Source organism: Streptomyces kunmingensis, from assembly GCF_039533535.1.
In the GTDB taxonomy this organism is placed as follows: domain Bacteria; phylum Actinomycetota; class Actinomycetes; order Streptomycetales; family Streptomycetaceae; genus Streptomyces; species Streptomyces kunmingensis.
Window position 1 is genome coordinate 563,193 of record NZ_BAAATS010000018.1, and the last position, 15,226, is coordinate 578,418.

Annotated in this window: 15 protein-coding genes; 6 read left to right on the forward strand and 9 right to left on the reverse strand. The window is 71.5% G+C overall.

The features are described 5' to 3' along the window. Window positions 1-20 precede the first annotated feature (20 nt). Window positions 21-674 (reverse strand): leucine efflux protein LeuE, encoded by a 654-nt coding sequence (gene leuE, locus ABD366_RS24170; RefSeq protein ID WP_324767208.1) that lies wholly within the window; start codon window positions 672-674, stop codon window positions 21-23. A 310-nt stretch (window positions 675-984) separates the two neighbouring features. Continuing rightward, window positions 985-2,565: an acyl-CoA mutase large subunit family protein gene (locus tag ABD366_RS24175; RefSeq protein ID WP_324767209.1), complete on the reverse strand. Its 1,581-nt coding sequence runs from the start codon at window positions 2,563-2,565 to the stop codon at window positions 985-987. A gap of 247 nt (window positions 2,566-2,812) precedes the next feature. Here ABD366_RS24175 and ABD366_RS24180 point away from each other — a divergent pair, with 247 nt between their 5' ends. Beyond that, window positions 2,813-3,703: a L,D-transpeptidase family protein gene (locus tag ABD366_RS24180; protein ID WP_324767210.1), complete on the forward strand. Its 891-nt coding sequence runs from the start codon at window positions 2,813-2,815 to the stop codon at window positions 3,701-3,703. Window positions 3,704-3,948: 245 nt separating this feature from the next. On the opposite strand, the gene ABD366_RS24185 is transcribed toward ABD366_RS24180, so the two are convergent. From ABD366_RS24185 to ABD366_RS24200, 4 genes are all read right to left on the reverse strand, one after another. Continuing rightward, window positions 3,949-5,127: a hypothetical protein gene (locus ABD366_RS24185; RefSeq protein ID WP_344442421.1), complete on the reverse strand. Its 1,179-nt coding sequence runs from the start codon at window positions 5,125-5,127 to the stop codon at window positions 3,949-3,951. Continuing rightward, window positions 5,127-5,789 carry an RNA polymerase sigma factor gene (locus tag ABD366_RS24190; protein ID WP_324776823.1) on the reverse strand — a complete coding sequence of 221 codons (663 nt, stop codon included), beginning with the start codon at window positions 5,787-5,789 and terminating at the stop codon, window positions 5,127-5,129. Before ABD366_RS24190 ends, ABD366_RS24185 begins: the two co-directional genes overlap by 1 nt. Before the next feature lie 351 nt (window positions 5,790-6,140). Then, the gene (locus ABD366_RS24195; RefSeq protein WP_324776821.1) at window positions 6,141-6,377 is read right to left on the reverse strand and encodes a hypothetical protein; all 237 of its coding nucleotides are present in this window, start codon (window positions 6,375-6,377) and stop codon (window positions 6,141-6,143) included. Continuing rightward, window positions 6,374-7,003: an RNA polymerase sigma factor gene (locus ABD366_RS24200; RefSeq protein ID WP_324776835.1), complete on the reverse strand. Its 630-nt coding sequence runs from the start codon at window positions 7,001-7,003 to the stop codon at window positions 6,374-6,376. The genes ABD366_RS24195 and ABD366_RS24200 overlap by 4 nt, the downstream gene beginning before the upstream one ends. A 260-nt stretch (window positions 7,004-7,263) precedes the next feature. On the opposite strand from ABD366_RS24200, the gene ABD366_RS24205 reads away from it, so the two are divergent. Further along, window positions 7,264-9,873, forward strand: coding sequence for an N-acetylmuramoyl-L-alanine amidase (locus ABD366_RS24205; protein WP_324776819.1), 2,610 nt, complete (start codon window positions 7,264-7,266; stop codon window positions 9,871-9,873). 89 nt (window positions 9,874-9,962) lie between these two features. Here the strand turns inward: ABD366_RS24205 and ABD366_RS24210 are convergent, their stop codons facing one another. The 3 genes from ABD366_RS24210 to ABD366_RS24220 all read right to left on the reverse strand — a co-directional run bounded on the left by ABD366_RS24210 (window position 9,963) and on the right by ABD366_RS24220 (window position 13,036). After that, window positions 9,963-10,475 carry a hypothetical protein gene (locus tag ABD366_RS24210; protein WP_324776817.1) on the reverse strand — a complete coding sequence of 171 codons (513 nt, stop codon included), beginning with the start codon at window positions 10,473-10,475 and terminating at the stop codon, window positions 9,963-9,965. A gap of 83 nt (window positions 10,476-10,558) precedes the next feature. Beyond that, window positions 10,559-11,536, reverse strand: a complete 978-nt coding sequence (locus ABD366_RS24215; RefSeq protein ID WP_324776815.1) for a DUF4328 domain-containing protein — start codon at window positions 11,534-11,536, stop codon at window positions 10,559-10,561. 108 nt (window positions 11,537-11,644) lie between these two features. Continuing rightward, on the reverse strand, window positions 11,645-13,036 hold the full coding sequence (locus tag ABD366_RS24220) for a beta-N-acetylhexosaminidase (RefSeq protein ID WP_411293904.1): 1,392 nt from the start codon (window positions 13,034-13,036) through the stop codon (window positions 11,645-11,647). A gap of 10 nt (window positions 13,037-13,046) precedes the next feature. Here ABD366_RS24220 and ABD366_RS43500 point away from each other — a divergent pair, with 10 nt between their 5' ends. The 4 genes from ABD366_RS43500 to ABD366_RS24235 all read left to right on the forward strand — a co-directional run bounded on the left by ABD366_RS43500 (window position 13,047) and on the right by ABD366_RS24235 (window position 15,212). Next, window positions 13,047-13,400, forward strand: coding sequence for a hypothetical protein (locus tag ABD366_RS43500; RefSeq protein WP_411293903.1), 354 nt, complete (start codon window positions 13,047-13,049; stop codon window positions 13,398-13,400). A gap of 14 nt (window positions 13,401-13,414) precedes the next feature. After that, window positions 13,415-14,188, forward strand: coding sequence for a 2-oxo-4-hydroxy-4-carboxy-5-ureidoimidazoline decarboxylase (locus ABD366_RS24225; RefSeq protein WP_411293902.1), 774 nt, complete (start codon window positions 13,415-13,417; stop codon window positions 14,186-14,188). A 149-nt stretch (window positions 14,189-14,337) separates the two neighbouring features. Continuing rightward, window positions 14,338-14,718 (forward strand): succinate dehydrogenase, cytochrome b556 subunit, encoded by a 381-nt coding sequence (sdhC, locus tag ABD366_RS24230; RefSeq protein WP_100594758.1) that lies wholly within the window; start codon window positions 14,338-14,340, stop codon window positions 14,716-14,718. Between the two features lie 8 nt (window positions 14,719-14,726). Further along, window positions 14,727-15,212: a succinate dehydrogenase hydrophobic membrane anchor subunit gene (locus tag ABD366_RS24235; protein WP_324776811.1), complete on the forward strand. Its 486-nt coding sequence runs from the start codon at window positions 14,727-14,729 to the stop codon at window positions 15,210-15,212. Window positions 15,213-15,226 lie beyond the last annotated feature (14 nt).

The window sequence follows — 15,226 nt, forward strand, 5'->3', positions numbered from 1 at the left end:
AGGTGAGACATGCCAACCCCCTAGACGCTGGCCAGCGACAGCTTGACGGCGAACCCGAGGAACAGCACCCCGGCGGCCGAGGTGGCCCCTGCGCTGAGCGTCCTCCGGCGACGGAACGCAGCCGCTAGACGAGACCCGCCGAAGATGAGCGCCGACAGGTACAACACGCTTGCCAGCTGGGCGAGTACGCCGAGCGTCACGAACCCGATGACCGGGTTGGACTCTGACACGAACTGCACGAAGAAGGCGATGAAGAACAGGATCGCCTTCGGGTTGAGGAGGCTGATCACCAGCGCCCGGCGGAAGGGCCGCTCCTGCGGCGAGGGCGCCTGGGCGAGACCGGCCTCGGCGGCGGCGATCCGCTCGCGCCGGGTCCGCCACATCGACCACGCGGCGCGCAGCATGCCGACCGCGAGCCACGTCAGATAGCCGGCGCCCGCGTACTTCACGATCCCGAACAGCACGGCGTTGGCCTGGAGAAGGGAGGCGACACCCGCGGCGGACAGGGTCATCAGGACGGTGTCACCGCACCACACACCGGCAGCGGCTTTATAGCCGGTGCGTACGCCGCGACGGGCGGCCACGGAGAGCACGTACAACGAGTTCGGCCCCGGGAGGAGGACGATGAGGACGGTACCCGCGAGATAGGTCGGAAGATCGATGACACCCAGCATGAGCGGAGTGTCGCACAGCCGTCCGACACTCCGCTCAGGGGTTTCATCTGCCGGTCTCTGCCGGTCTCTGCCGGAAGATCGCTGGTCACCGGGGCGATCGACGGGTTGGCTGGTCGGAGGGCGTCGGCCGCTCACAAGGCATCGGCCGCTCGGAAGACGTCGATCGGTCACAGGGCGTCGGTCGGTCACAGGGCGTCGATCGGTCACAGGGCGTCGATCGGACAGAAGGCATCGATCGGACAGAAGGCATCGATCGGTCACAGGACATCGGCCGGTCACAAGGCCTCGGCCGGTCAGAAGGCGACGGCGGTCAGAAGGCGTCGGTCGGGGTGTAGGTGCCCCATACCTCGCGCAGGGCGTTGCTGACCTCGCCGACGGTGGCGCGGGCGCGCAGGGCGTCCTTCATCGGGTAGAGGACGTTGTCCTCGCCCTGGGCGGCCTTCTTCAGGGCGTCGAGCGCCGTGTCGACCGCGCTCTGGTCGCGCTGCGCGCGCAGGGTGGCCAGGCGCTGGGCCTGCTGGGCCTCGATGGCCGGGTCGACGCGCAGCGGCTCGTAGGGTTCTTCGGCGTCGAGCTGGTAGCGGTTGACGCCGACCACGACGCGGTCGCCGGCGTCGGTCTCCTGGGCGATGCGGTAGGCGGAGCGTTCGATCTCGCTCTTCTGGAAGCCGTGCTCGATCGCGGCGACGGCGCCGCCCAGGTCCTCGACCCGGCCCATCAGGTCGAGGATCGCCGTCTCCACGTCGTCGGTCATCTTCTCCACCACGTACGACCCGGCGAACGGGTCGACGGTGGCGGTCACATCGGTCTCGTAGGCCAGGACCTGCTGGGTGCGCAGGGCCAGACGCGCGCTCTTGTCGGTGGGCAGCGCGATCGCTTCGTCGAAGGAGTTGGTGTGCAGCGACTGGGTTCCGCCGAGTACCGCGGCCAGGCCCTGGACGGCGACGCGGACCAGGTTCACCTCGGGCTGCTGTGCGGTCAGCTGGACCCCGGCGGTCTGGGTGTGGAAGCGCAGCATCAGCGACTTGGGGTTCTTCGCGCCGAACTCCTCGCGCATCACCCGCGCCCAGATGCGGCGGGCCGCGCGGAACTTGGCGACCTCCTCCAGGAGCGTGGTGCGGGCCACGAAGAAGAAGGAGAGCCGGGGCGCGAAGTCGTCCACGTCCATCCCGGCCGCCACCGCGGTGCGCACGTACTCGATGCCGTCGGCGAGGGTGAAGGCGATCTCCTGCGCGGGCGAGGCACCCGCCTCGGCCATGTGGTAGCCGGAGATCGAGATGGTGTTCCACTTCGGGATCTCGGCCCTGCAGTACTTGAAGATGTCTGCGATCAGCCGCAGCGACGGCTTGGGCGGGAAGATGTAGGTGCCCCGGGCGATGTACTCCTTGAGCACGTCGTTCTGGATGGTGCCGGTCAGCTTGTCGGCCGGGACGCCCTGTTCCTCGCCGACCAGTTGGTACATGAGCAGCAGCAGCGCGGCAGGCGCGTTGATCGTCATCGACGTGGACACCTTGTCCAGCGGGATCCCGCCGAACAGCACCCGCATGTCATCGATCGAGTCGATGGCGACACCCACCTTGCCGACCTCTCCCGACGCGATCGCCGCGTCCGAGTCGTGCCCCATCTGGGTCGGCAGGTCGAAGGCGACGGACAGGCCCATCGTGCCGTTGGCGATGAGCTGCTTGTAGCGGGCGTTGGACTCGGTGGCGGTACCGAAACCCGCGTACTGGCGCATCGTCCACGGCCGGCCCGTGTACATCGACGGATACACGCCCCGCGTGAACGGATACGCGCCCGGCTCCCCCAACTGCCGCTCCGGCTCCCAGCCTTCCAGGGCCGACGGGCCGTACACCGGCTCGATGGGCAGTCCCGACTCGGATTCGCGCGTCATGGTGGTGCCTCCAGCGGTCTGCCGCTTGCTCGTGTGGGCGACACCCGCGTGTTACCCGACAGTAGTCGCCGCCTCTCGCGACGGACTGTAGCGGCGGTCGTGCGGACGGTGGAGAGGCCCACGCTGGGACCTTGCTCACAGGTTTGCTTCGGAGAGGTACCCGCTGACCGGAGCCCGTTCGCAACCATTGCGGCGCGGGCAGCATCTGTGGTGACAGGAGAGAGTGGTGCGGCAGGCGGGGGACGTCATGAGGACAGCTGTCATACGGAGAACACTGGCCGTCGCCGGGGCGCTGGCCCTGCTCGGCGGTTGCAAAGCGGTGGCGGTCGACGCGGGCGGGACACAGTCGCCGGGGGCGGCGGCCTCCTATCCGGTCAAGCCGCCCGATCCGGCCAAGCCGACGCCGTCGGCCTCGGCCTCGGCCTCGGCCTCAACCCCGGCTTCGGTACCTGATGACGCCCGGCCGTCCGGTTCGTCCGGGGCATCGGCGACTCCTGCTCCGGCCGCCAGGACCCTGTTCGCCCCCGGGGAGCGGGGCAAGGAGGTGCGCGAGTTGCAGGCGCGGCTGCGCCAGGTCGCGTGGCTCTTCGACGGGCCGACGGGGACGTACGGCGCGTCGACGACCAAGGCGGTCAGCGGATTCCAGGGCAAGCGGGGTCTGCCGCGTACCGGCACCACCGACACGGTCACCTGGCAGCGACTGCTGAAGATGACGCACGAGCCGACCCGCGACGAGCTGTACGCGTCCGGTGGTCAGCCGGCGGCGAACCCGGACCCGCGCTGTATGACGGGGCGCGCGCTCTGCATCAGCAAGACGAGCCGGACGGTGTCGTGGATGGTGGACGGCAAGCGGCTGCTGACGACGGACGTCCGGTTCGGCTCGCAGTACACACCCACCCGCGAGGGCGTCTTCCACGTGTACTGGAAGTCGCGGCACCACGTCTCGACGATCTACGACTCGCCCATGCCGTACGCGATGTTCTTCAGCGGGGGCCAGGCGGTGCACTACTCGTCGGACTTCGCGGCCCGCGGCTACAGCGGCGCCTCGCACGGCTGCGTGAACGTACGGGACGAGGCGAAGATCGCAACGCTGTTCGCCCAGGTCCGTAACGGGGACAAGGTCGTCATCTACTGGTGAGGCCGGGACCGCCCGGGCGGTGCGGCGGGCGCGGTGTCCCCGAGCAGTTTGGAGGCGTGGGTGGGACCGGGGGAACGTGTCCCACCCACGCCGGTGGCACTGAGCCGAAGGTACGGGGGGAACCCCGGCTCGTGCACAGCCGATGACCAGTCGGCTCACTGAGTACTGCGTCCGCCGCTCGAAAAACGTCACACCTTGCGGGCAACTCTTTTGGCGAACCGCGTCTGCGCAGGTCAGACCGGTTGCTAGGCGCTCGGCGAGGGTGTCGCGGTCGCCGTCGGCAGTGCGGGCGACGCTCTGCCGGGCAGGTCAGGGGCGCGGGAGGGGGTGTGGGAAGGAGAGCGGGGCGGCGCGGGGGCGATCGGCTGATAGCCGGCGTTCTGATCGGTGCCGGAGCCGCTGCCGCCATGACTGCCACTGCCCGGTCCGTCGTGGTGGCCGCCGCTGTCGGAGTCGTCGTCCTCGTCGCCGTCGCGGCCGTCCTGGCCACTCAGTCCGTTCGACCCGTTCGACCCGTTCGAGCCGTTGGGACCGTCGGAGTCGTCGGATCCGCCGTATTCGGAGGAGCCGTCGGAGCGGCCGAGCACGCGGTCGCAGAACCGGTTGAGGTCCGCGGTGCTGCGGCCGTACTTCCTCGCGGAGCCGCGCAGCCGCTGCCGTTCGTCGGCGCCGAGCTCTCCGCCGCGGTACCGGAGGCACGCCTCGATCAGCCGGCGGTGCATTCCTTCGGACGCCTTGCCGCTCTCGGTGGCCCGGGGAGCGGGTGTACGGGTCGAGCCCTTGCTCTCCGGTCTCGCGTCACCGTTGCCCGCGCTCGGCGAACCGGCGTCGTCCGGGGATGCCGAGCCGTCGGGCAGCACCTCGTCGTGGACCGTGCCGTCGGGCGAGGGTGAGACGAGCGGCCGGTCGGGGCTGGCCACGCCCGACACGGAGGCGGCCGGCGTCGGGTCACCGCGGTCCCCGAAAGGGCTGGGCAGCACCCCGGTCCCGGCGGCGACGGCGACCCCGCCGACCATGCACGCGGCGAGCGCGGCGGCAAGGCCGAACCGCACGGGCCGGCCCCAGCGCGGACCGTCCCCGGCGCCGCCGCGCCCGAGCTCGACCGGTGCGGGCTCCCCGGGCTCGCCCGCGCGGTGCCGCCCGGCGCCCTCGGTGTGCCGGGTCCGGTCACCGGCGATCACGGCGCGCTCGACGGCGTCGTCCATGGCACTGACGGCGCGGACCTCCCGGAACGCCTTCAACGCGGCGTCCTCGCCGGGGAGTTCGCCCTGCGGCCCGACGGGAAGCGCGGTCAGCGCGTCGAAGGCGGCGAGCAGCCGCCCGGCCTGCCGGATGTCCTCGTCGGTGACGGCCTCCAAAGGCTCCCCGCGCAGCAGGCGCTCCGCCGCGTCGCGGTCCAGCCACTTGTCGTGCTCGTCGGCCATCACATGTCCTTCTGCGTCCGCGTACGCGAATGCGTCACAGTGGCGGACGTCACCGCGCGGGTGTCCGGCAGCCTCGGATGCGGTACGGCTTCGAGGGGACCGGAGGATTTCGGGTCCGGGCCGAGCAGTTCCGCCAGCCGTTTCAGTCCGCGGTGCGCGGCCGTGCGGACGGCTCCCGGCCGCTTGCCGAGGGTCTGCGCGGCGCTCTTCGCGTCGAGGCCGACGACGACGCGGAGCACGACGGCCTCGGCCTGGTCCTGCGGGAGTTGGGAGATCAGATGCATGGCGGTGCCGGTGGCGAGGGACTCAAGCGCCTCGTCGGCGGTGTCGGAGAGTGCTGGTTTGCCGGTGAGTTCGCTCTCGTCGCCGCCGATGGCGGGCCGGCGCCCCCGCATGCGTATGTGGTCGAGCGCGCGGTTGCGGGCTATCCGGGCGGCCCAGCCACGGAACCGGTCGGCGTCGCCCTCGAAGCGGGTGAGGTCCCTGGCTATCTGGAGCCACGCCTCGGAGGCGACGTCCTCGGCGTCCGGGTCGCCGACGAGCGTGCGTATGTATCCGAGCAGCCGTGGATGCACGGCGCGGTACACAGTCCGGAACGCGGTCTCGTCCCCGTCCTGCGCCGCAAGCACCGCGGCGGTCAGCTCCGCGTCGTCCCCCAGCACTCCCAGTCCCTGCCTGCCCCGGTGGTGAAGCCCTGTACCCCGTATGACGGTGTGCGCTCCCGGCGCGAATCAGCACGCTACGGCCTGAAACACCCCACGTCCATGTTTGTACAACAGGCAACTAGCGCGCCACACGGCGGGTGTGACAGAAAACGCACCCGCGGCGCTGAAGAGAGTGCGGGCCGCTCGCGACCCGTACCGCGCGGCGGCCGGGGTCTCTCCTGTGGGGGGTGGCGACCTCGGCCGTCCCGTATGTCGGGCCCCTTCGAACCTGTACGTCAGGCCCCTCGCGAACCCGTAGGTCAGGCCCCTTCGAACCCTTAGGTCAGGCCCCTTGCGAACGGCCGCGTATCAGGCGTTCGCCGCCGGGCCCCGGCCCGGCCGCCAGTCGTCGCGGCGCCGGACCCGCCCGTCACGCCGGACCGGCCCGTCGAGCGCACCGGCGTCCCGCACCGCACGGAACGCGGCCAGCGCCTGCCGTTCCCCCGCCGCGTCGGGCCCGGGGCGGACGGCGGCGGCGAGCAGCGCGCCGAGATCGGCCGGGTCGACGAGGACCGGTCCGGCCGGCGGTGCCGGGTTCTCAGTCATCTCGTCTCCCCCAGCGTGTCGGGCCGGTCATCCGTCACACCGTCGTCGGGGAGGTCGGTGCCGAGCCGGCGCGCGAGCCGTTTCAGCCCCCGGTGGGCCGCGGTGCGCACGGTGCCGGGCCGCTTTCCGAGGACGCGCGCGGCGCCGGGCCCGTCGAGGCCGACGACGACCCGGAGCAGCACGGCTTCGCGCTGGTCGCGGGGGAGTTCGCCGATGAGGGCGAGGGCGCGTTCGGTGGAGAGGGACTCCAGGGCCTGCTCGGCCGTGTTGTGGGCGGCGGGCAGCTCGAACACGTCCTGCTCCAGGACGGACGGGCGTGGCCGGGCCTTCTGACGGCGCAGCAGGTCCAGGGCGCGGTGCCGCGCGATGGTCGCGGTCCAGCCGCGGAAGCCCGCGTCGTCGCCCCGGAACCGCCCCAGGTCCCGGGCGATCTCCAGCCAGGCGTCGGCGGCGACGTCCTCGGCCTCGTCGCCGACGAGCCCGCGCAGATAGCCGAGCAGTCCGGGCTGCACCATGCGGTAGGCCACGGCGAAGGCGGCCTCGTCGCCCTCCTGGGCCCGTGCCACGGCCGCGCCCAGCTCCTCGTCGCGCGCATGCGGACGACGGGGCTCCGCTCCCTGGCCCAACCGCTTCCCTCTTCGTACGACTTCCCCCGCGTCCACGTACCCGCGGACGCTTCCCATGCCGATCAGCGCCCCCGCCCGCGGAAACGTCACAGCAGCGCCGGGTGGGTTGTGACGTGCGACACGTCTGTGCAACGTGTGACGTTCCTCGATGGTCTTTCGCTGAACAGAACATCTCCCCGCGGTTCACGCGGGGTTCTTGTTGACTTCTCCAAGGGGTGGGGCATTTGAGCCCGCGACATTCGCGCGGCAAGGCGCAGGACGTGCGCGCTTCGCACGCGTACAAGCCGCTCAGTCTCAAGCGGAGAGCGTGGATCACGATCGGCGCGGTCGTGCTCGGCGGCGCCGGTGCGGCGACGTACGCCATGGCGGCCGAACAGACCGGTCCCGCCCAGGGCGCCGAGCGCCGGGCCGCGGCCGTGCACACGCTGAAGATGCAGACGAAGGGCGACCGCAAGGTCGTGCCGCGGAAGTCGACCGCGACGTTCAGCGCCGTGTCGGTGACGTGGCAGAACCCCGACGCCGAGATCGACGGCAAGGCCCAGTTCCGGGCCCGTGACGCCGCCAGCGGCTCCTGGGGCGCCTGGACCGCCCTGCCCGCGGAGACCAACGACGCCGACGGCGCCGAGCGCGAGCGCTCCGCGATCCGGGGCGGCACCGCGTCGGTGCCGACCGAGGACGTCTCGGACGGCGTCGAGGTCCGGGTGGTCGCCGCGGACGGCACCGCCTCCGGCCTGCCCGCCGGCATGGACGTCAAGCTGATCGACCCCGGTACCGGACCGTCCGCCGCGGACCTCGCCCAGCCGGTGGCGTACAGCGAGGACACGCCGGCCCCGACGCCGACGGTCACCGCTACGGACAGCGGCACCCCGAGTCCGCCCGACCCGACCGTCCCGACGTTCCCGTCGCCGACCGAGACCGTCCCGACGGCTCCCCCCTCGACGGTCGTCAAGCCGGACATCATCCCGCAGTCGGTCTGGGGACCGGGCCTCTCGCACGACGGGACCCCGACCTACGACACGGACATCAAGGCCGCCGTCGTCCACCACACCGGTGTCGACGCGGACAACCAGGTCCCCTGCGCCAAGTCCGCCGAGCGGCTGCGCCAGATCCAGCAGGACCACGTGTCCAAGGGCTACTACGACCTCGGCTACAACTTCGTCGTCGACCGCTGCGGCCAGATCTTCGAGGGCCGCACCGGCGGCATGGACCTGCCGGTGCACGGCGCGCACGACTACGGGTTCAACACGGACACCGTCGGCATCTCCTACATCGGCAACTTCGAGTCGGCCAAGCCCACCAAGGCCGCGCTCGACGCGATCGCCCGCGTCGCGGCCTGGAAGTTCGGCCAGTACGGCATCGTGGCGACCGGCAACGTCACCCTGACCTCCAACGGTGACCTGGACGTCGACGGCAACAAGGTCGCCAAGGGCACGACCATCACCCTGCCCCGCGTCTTCGGCCACAAGGACACCAACGCCACGCTGTGCCCGGGCGCGAACCTGTACCCGAAGCTGTCCCGTATCCGCACCCTCGCCGCGACCCCCGGCATCTCGCACGCCCTGGTCTCCCAGAACGTGGCGGGTGACGCCACCCCGGACATCGTGACCGGCGTGCCCAAGGGCACGGGCGGCGGCCAGGTCGTCGTCGTCCCCGGCGCCGCGGCCGGCCCGTCCGCCACCGGCAAGAAGGTCGTCTCGCAGGCCGGTGACGTGCCCGGCGCGGCCGAGTCCGGTGACGAGTTCGGCGCCTCCACCGCGACCGGCGACATCAACGGCGACGGGTACACCGACCTCGTCGTCGGCCAGCCCGGCGAGGACGACACCTCGGGCCACACCGACCGCGGCGCGGCCACCGTCGTCTACGGGCCGGACTTCACCGGCGGCCTCGGCATCAACATGGACGCGAGCTACGACCTGACGGGCGCCCGGTTCGGCTCGGCCGTGGCCGTCGGCGACTTCAACGCGGACGGCACGGCCGACGTGTTCGCCGCCTCCACCGGCCTCGGCGGCACCTGGATGGCCCGCTACGGCGACGGCTGGGACACCGACTCGACCATCACGGGCACCGAGGGGAACCTGTCCAACGCGGACGCCGCGGCCGGCGACTTCAACCTGGACGGCTACGCGGACGTCGCCCTCAACTACCGCGATGACACCGGAGTCGGCCGCGTCACCTGGTACAAGGGCGGCTCCGGCGGCCTGCGCAAGGCGGCCACGCTGAGCACGAAGGGCGGCCGCTCCATCGCCGCGGGCGACATCAACGGCGACGGCGTGGACGACATCGCCATCGGTCAGCCCTACGTCGCCGAGTCCGGCGCCGCCGCCGGCGGCCAGGTCACCTTCGTCAAGGGCGTGGCCGGCACCGGCCTCACCGCGACGGGCGCCAAGTCCATCAGCCAGGACACGTCCGGGGTACCCGGCGCCGGCGAGTCCGGCGACGCGATGGGCTGGTCGGTCACGGTCGGCGACTACGACCTCGACGGCTACGCGGACATCCTGACCGGCGCCCCGAACGAGGACATCACCCGCACCACGAACCAGGCCAACGCGGGCACGTCCCTGCTCCTGAAGGGCACGTCGAGCGGTCCGACCGGCACCGGCTCGCTCGCCATCACGCAGGACACCGACGGCGTCCCGGGTGCGACCGAGACCAACGACAACCTCGGCACGGCGGTGGCCCTCGGCGACTTCTCCGGCTTCGGCCGCGCCGACCTGGTCATCGGCACGGCGGGCGAGGACGCGGGCAACGGCACCCTGATGTACGTGCCGAGCAACTCCTCCGGTCCGGGTCTGACCTCGACCAAGACCTTCAACAACACCACGCTCGGCACTCCGGCGGGGGCCCGTCTGGGCACCAACCTGGCGCCGTAGCAACCCGGTCGAACCAGTGAGGGCCGTGGGGACATCCAGTCCCCACGGCCCTCACCACGTCACGGCGTCACCGTCCCCGCATCAGCGCGTCAGCGCGCCACCACACCCAGCCGGTCCAGGAGACGGAAGAACAGCTCCTCCGCCGACGGCTCGGCCGGCGCCGCCAGCACATCGGCCAGCGGCTTCGCCACCACCGTCCGCCCGTACTCCGAGGCCCACGCGACAGCCCGCTCCGCCGCGTCCTGCGGCGGCAGGAAGTAATCCTCCAGAGCGCGCTCGTCACCGCCGATGAACGTGGCCATCGAGGTTCGCCCCAGACACGTCGTCCAGGCCCCGCTCTGCGGCGCCGCCGCCTCCACGACGGCGCACCTGCTGTCCATGACGTACGCGAACAGCGCGGGCGAACCCGTCTGTGCCGCAAGGGAGTTCATGCTGCCGACGTCCCGCGTCTGCTCGCCGCTCCCGCCGGGGCACTCCCACACCTGCCAGCCCCCGGCCCGCTCCTCGAGCAGCGTGAGCTCGTCGCGGACCCCGTCCAGCGCGTCGAGCTCCTTCAGCGGACGCTCGCTCCTGGCCACCACGTAATAGCCCCAGTAGCCCATATCCGTGCCCCCGTCCCGATGTTCTTCGCGGCTGTGGCCGAATAGACCACAGCCGTACGGGCCTTCGCCACCGAAAACGCCAACTACTGGGCGCTTGTGACCGGGTGGGGACCTGCGGCGACCTTACGGTTCTGCAACCGGGTCAGGGAGCGGACGAAGAGGATCGCGGCGGCGGCGCTCACGATGTCGAGGACGTCACCGGCGATCACCCACGCGATCGCCGACCTGACCGCGGGGAGGGCCTCGGCCTCCTCGTAGCCCCTGCTCACGATCCGCCCCAGGAGCTGGTTCGCCAGCCAGAGGAACCACCAGAGCTCGATCACACCGGACCACGCCTGCTTACGGGACAGCTCGAGGCCGTCGGCGCTGGCGTGCCAGGTGTCGAGCGCGATCCGGCGCGGGAACCAGAAGGCGACGATCGGCACGAAGAAGCCGAAGATCGCCCACGGGCGCGCCTTGCTCTGCCCGAACGGGGCGATGACGTGGGCGTTGTCGCGGACGCGCAGGAACCAGGCGATGAATCCGATCGCGGTGACCACCAGCGCACCCACCTGGGCCTGGCCGGACAGGGCGTACAGGTCGTCGAGGCGCTCCGCCTCGCCGTCGTCGTACCCGGACCAGTCGCCGCCCGCGAGGTCGGCCACCAGCCGGTACTCGGCGAACCCGGCCGCCACGGCGCACAGATCGACCACGATGACGAGGCCGAGCAGCGCCACGGCGAGGGCGGCCAGCCGGTTCGGCGACCGCAGCAGGGCCCACCGGGCCGCCGGGTCGTACGGCGCGGACGGCAACGGCGGCGGCAGCGGGACCCGCCCCGCGTCACCCTTCCTGACCTGGCCGGCGTTCCCGGCCTCCCCATCTTCCGCGGTCCTTGCGCCCTCCCCAGCCTCCCCGGCGTCCCCGCCCTCCCCGCCCTCCCCGGTCTCCCCGGACTTCCCGGCCTTCCCGGTCTCCTCGTCGCCCGGCGCAGGCGTCAGGCTTCCGAACGCCTCGTCCGCGCAGCGCGCGCACAGCCCGTCCTCGACCAGCGCGTTGTTCTTCCCGCATCTCTTGCACAGCACGGCTGCGCCCCCTCCCCGGGGAATTGCCGCGGATGTTCCGGCCCCCCGGCCGCGCGGCCAGCGGACCATACGGCCCACGCGACCCCGCTGTCTACCCGTCTTCGCAGGTCAGCCGGACAGTCGGCCCGCCAGTTCGACGAACTGCGGCCACGCCAGCTCGGGTTTGTCGGGGTCCCACAGCTTCTGCGTGGTGGCCCGCAGCGGCATCCGTACGCCCTGCGCGACCTGTGCCTGGGTCTGCGACTGCGCGAGGTCGCACCACACGGCGAAGGTGCCGCCGAGGATCTGGTCGTCGTACTTGGCGGGCACGGGCGTCGTCCCGCGCACGACGAGCGGCGTCCAGCTCTCGTAGATGCGCTTGCCCGTCGGGTAGGTGAAGGTGTTGGGCTGGCCGAGGACGTAGTAGAGGAACTCGTCGTTGTAGTTGGTCAGCTTCCGCCCGGCGCTCAGGTACGAGACCGGCTCGCGGGCCCCGATCTCCTTGCCGGTCCAGTACGCGACCTCGAGGTTCTTGTCGGCCTCGACACTGCCGCCCGCGTAGAACCCGTCGTTCCAGGCCTTCAGGTGCCGGTCGAAGGGGGCCATGGTCTTCGCCCGGTCGTTCAGCCAGCTCTGCGCGAGGTCCTGCACGCGCGCGCCCGAGCCGTGCGCCCGCCGCGCCGCGGTGGCGAGCTGCGGGTACGAGGCCTCCGGGTTCCGGACGGTCAGCGCCCGGTATTCATCGGCGCCCAGATGCCAGTACGCGCCCTTGAAGAGCCCCGCGTACTCCTTCAGCAGCTCGTCCACGATCTTCGCGGAGTCCGGCTTCGAGATGTCCACGGCGCCGCGCTGCGCCACACCGTTCGCGTTGCGCAGCTGCAGATCGGGGTGGGCCTTGATGACGGCGCCCAGATGCCCCGGCGAGTCGATCTCCGGCACGACCGTCACATGCCGCTCGGCGGCGAGGTCCAGGATCTCCCCGACCTGCGCCTTGGTCAGATGGTCCTCGGAGACGACCTCCGGATGGGTGTCGGACTCGATCCGGAACGACTGGTCGTCGGAGAAGTGCAGCCCCAGCTGGTTGAACTTCAGGTCCCCGATCTCCCTGATGCGGTCCTTGATCCAGTCTGCCGAGAAGTGCTTGCGCGCGATATCGATCATGAACCCGCGCTGCGGCTTCGCCGGCTCGTCGGCGACGACGCCCTCGGGCACGGTGCCCCCGCCGTGCGCCTCCTGCTTCAGGGTGCGGGTGCCGTAGAAGACGCCGGCCCCGCTCGGCCCGACGATGCGCACCCGTCCGTCCCGCACGGTCATCCGGTACGACTCCTGGTCCGCGCGGCGCGCCCCGCCGAGCGCCAGCTCGACGTCCCCGGGCCCTGCCTCGGCGCCCTCGCCCCCGTATCCGAGCCCCAACTCGTCGGCGATCAGCCGCCCCTCGTCGGCGAGGCCCTTGTCACGGACGACGACCTTGCCGTCGCCCGCCTTCCAGCCGGGGCCGTGCGCCGGAGTGAAATCACGCACGGAGGGGATCGTGCGCGGGGGCGAGGACAGCGGGTACGACCGGCTGGGCGACGGCGACGCCGACGCGCTCGACGAGCCGGTCTTCCCGTCGGAGGGGGCCCGCCCGGAAGAGCCGTCGCCCCCGCCCGGCCAGACCACGGCCGTGACCACCACGGCTCCGGCCACGACGACTCCGGCCCCCACTAACAGCGCCTTCCGCTCCCGCTCCACACGCACCTCCGCTGACGATCATGTGTCCGCCGACCGTAACCGGCGCCCCGCGGGGGCGCGGGGAACTGCGCGACCGGCCCCGACGAGTCGGCACCCGCCCATCGGACAGCACCGGCGACGGCGCGCGGGCGCGAAGTCCACCCAGGCCGCCTAAACTCTCCCGTCCGGGTGAAATTCGCGCATCCGTCGGACACCCGCAATCAGCCATCGCTAGCGTTACGGCACAACAACGCGCACAACCACGCGCACCACACGCGCATCTCACTGGCAGGTACGCGCATCACCCACACGCACCGCACACGCACCACACCAGCCCCCCACCCGTCCCGCCGGAGGCACCCGCTGTCCGCGCACCGCGCCCTTCACGTCCCCGGCCGCCTGCCCATACCGGCCCGGACCGGATCGCCCGAGGGACTCGCCCACTTCAACGCGCTGCCTCAGGCGAGCGCCGAGGACGCGCTGCGTACCTGCTGCGGCAGCCTCGCCTGGGCGCGCCGGCTCGCCGCGCACCGCCCCTACCCGGACCTGGACGCGTTGCTCGCCGCGGCCGACGAGGCGGCGTACGACCTCCCCCTCGACTCCGTCACCGAGGCCCTGGCCTGCGAAGAGCTGCCCCTCCTGCCGGGCGCGGCCGCCTACTCGGCCGCGGGCACCGCACTCGCCGCGGCCCACAGCGCGTACGAGAGCCGCTTCGGGCGCGCCTTCGTGATCTGCCTGGACGACATCGCCCCCGGCGAGGCCCTCGATCACCTGCTCAGCGGATTGCGCGACCGCCTCGGCAACGACCGGGAGGAGGAGCGCGTGGTCGCCGCGGAGGAGCTGCGCCGACTCGCCCGGGGCCGTATCACCCGTCTTGTCCGCGATCTCCCTCTCACGCCGGTGGAGAACCCGGGCACCGCACGCCGGGAGAGCGTGGGCGATAGCCCGTACGTGCCTGTTTGATTGCCTGTTTGATCACACCGGTGGCCCCCGCGCGAACGAGCCGACAACTCGTCGATACGATGACGAGCGGCCGGTGGACCGTACCCGGCCGGGCCCGTCCGACACCGAAGCCGGCCGGCCCCTAGTCCCCGCTCCCGGAGGGTTCTTCCGTGCCGGCTGGAACGCTGTACCGCGGCCGGGAAGGCATGTGGTCGTGGGTGGCTCATCGAGTCACCGGTGTCCTCATTTTCTTCTTCCTGTTCGTACACGTGCTGGACACCGCTCTCGTCCGCGTCTCTCCCGAGTCGTACGACGACGTCGTTTCCACTTACAAGACGCCGATCGTCGCGCTCCTTGAGTACGGCCTCGTCGCTGCCATCCTCTTCCACGCGCTCAACGGCCTGCGTGTCATCGCCGTCGACTTCTGGTCGAAGGGCCCGCGCTACCAGAAGCAGATGCTCTGGACCGTCGTGGGCATCTGGGTCGTCCTGATGGTCGGGGCGCTGTACCCCGTCCTCGGCCACGCCGTCCGTGAACTCTTCGGGAGCTGAGGCCAGACATGTCTGCTGACACCACCCCCGCTCCGTCCGGAGTCGGCCCCGTCGAGGGCATCTCGCTCTACGACGCCGACAACCCGGCCCCGTTCATCGAGGCGCCGCGCAAGCGCACCTCGAAGACCGGCAAGGGCAGCCGCGGCAACTTCGAGATGGTCGCGTGGCTCTTCATGCGTCTGTCCGGCGTCGTCCTGGTCGTTCTCGTCCTCGGCCACCTGCTGATCCAGCTCGTCCTCGACGGCGGCGTCTCCAAGATCGGCTTCGCGTTCGTCGCGGGCCGCTGGGCGTCCCCGTTCTGGCAGGGCTGGGACCTGCTGATGCTGTGGCTCGCGATGCTGCACGGCGCCAACGGCCTGCGCACGGTCATCAACGACTACGCAGAGCGCCCCAACACCCGTCTGTGGTTGAAGGGCCTGCTGTACGCCGCGACGGTCTTCACCGTCCTGCTGGGCACGCTGGTGATCTTCACCTTCGACCCGAACATCCGTTAAAGCCGAGGCGAGCG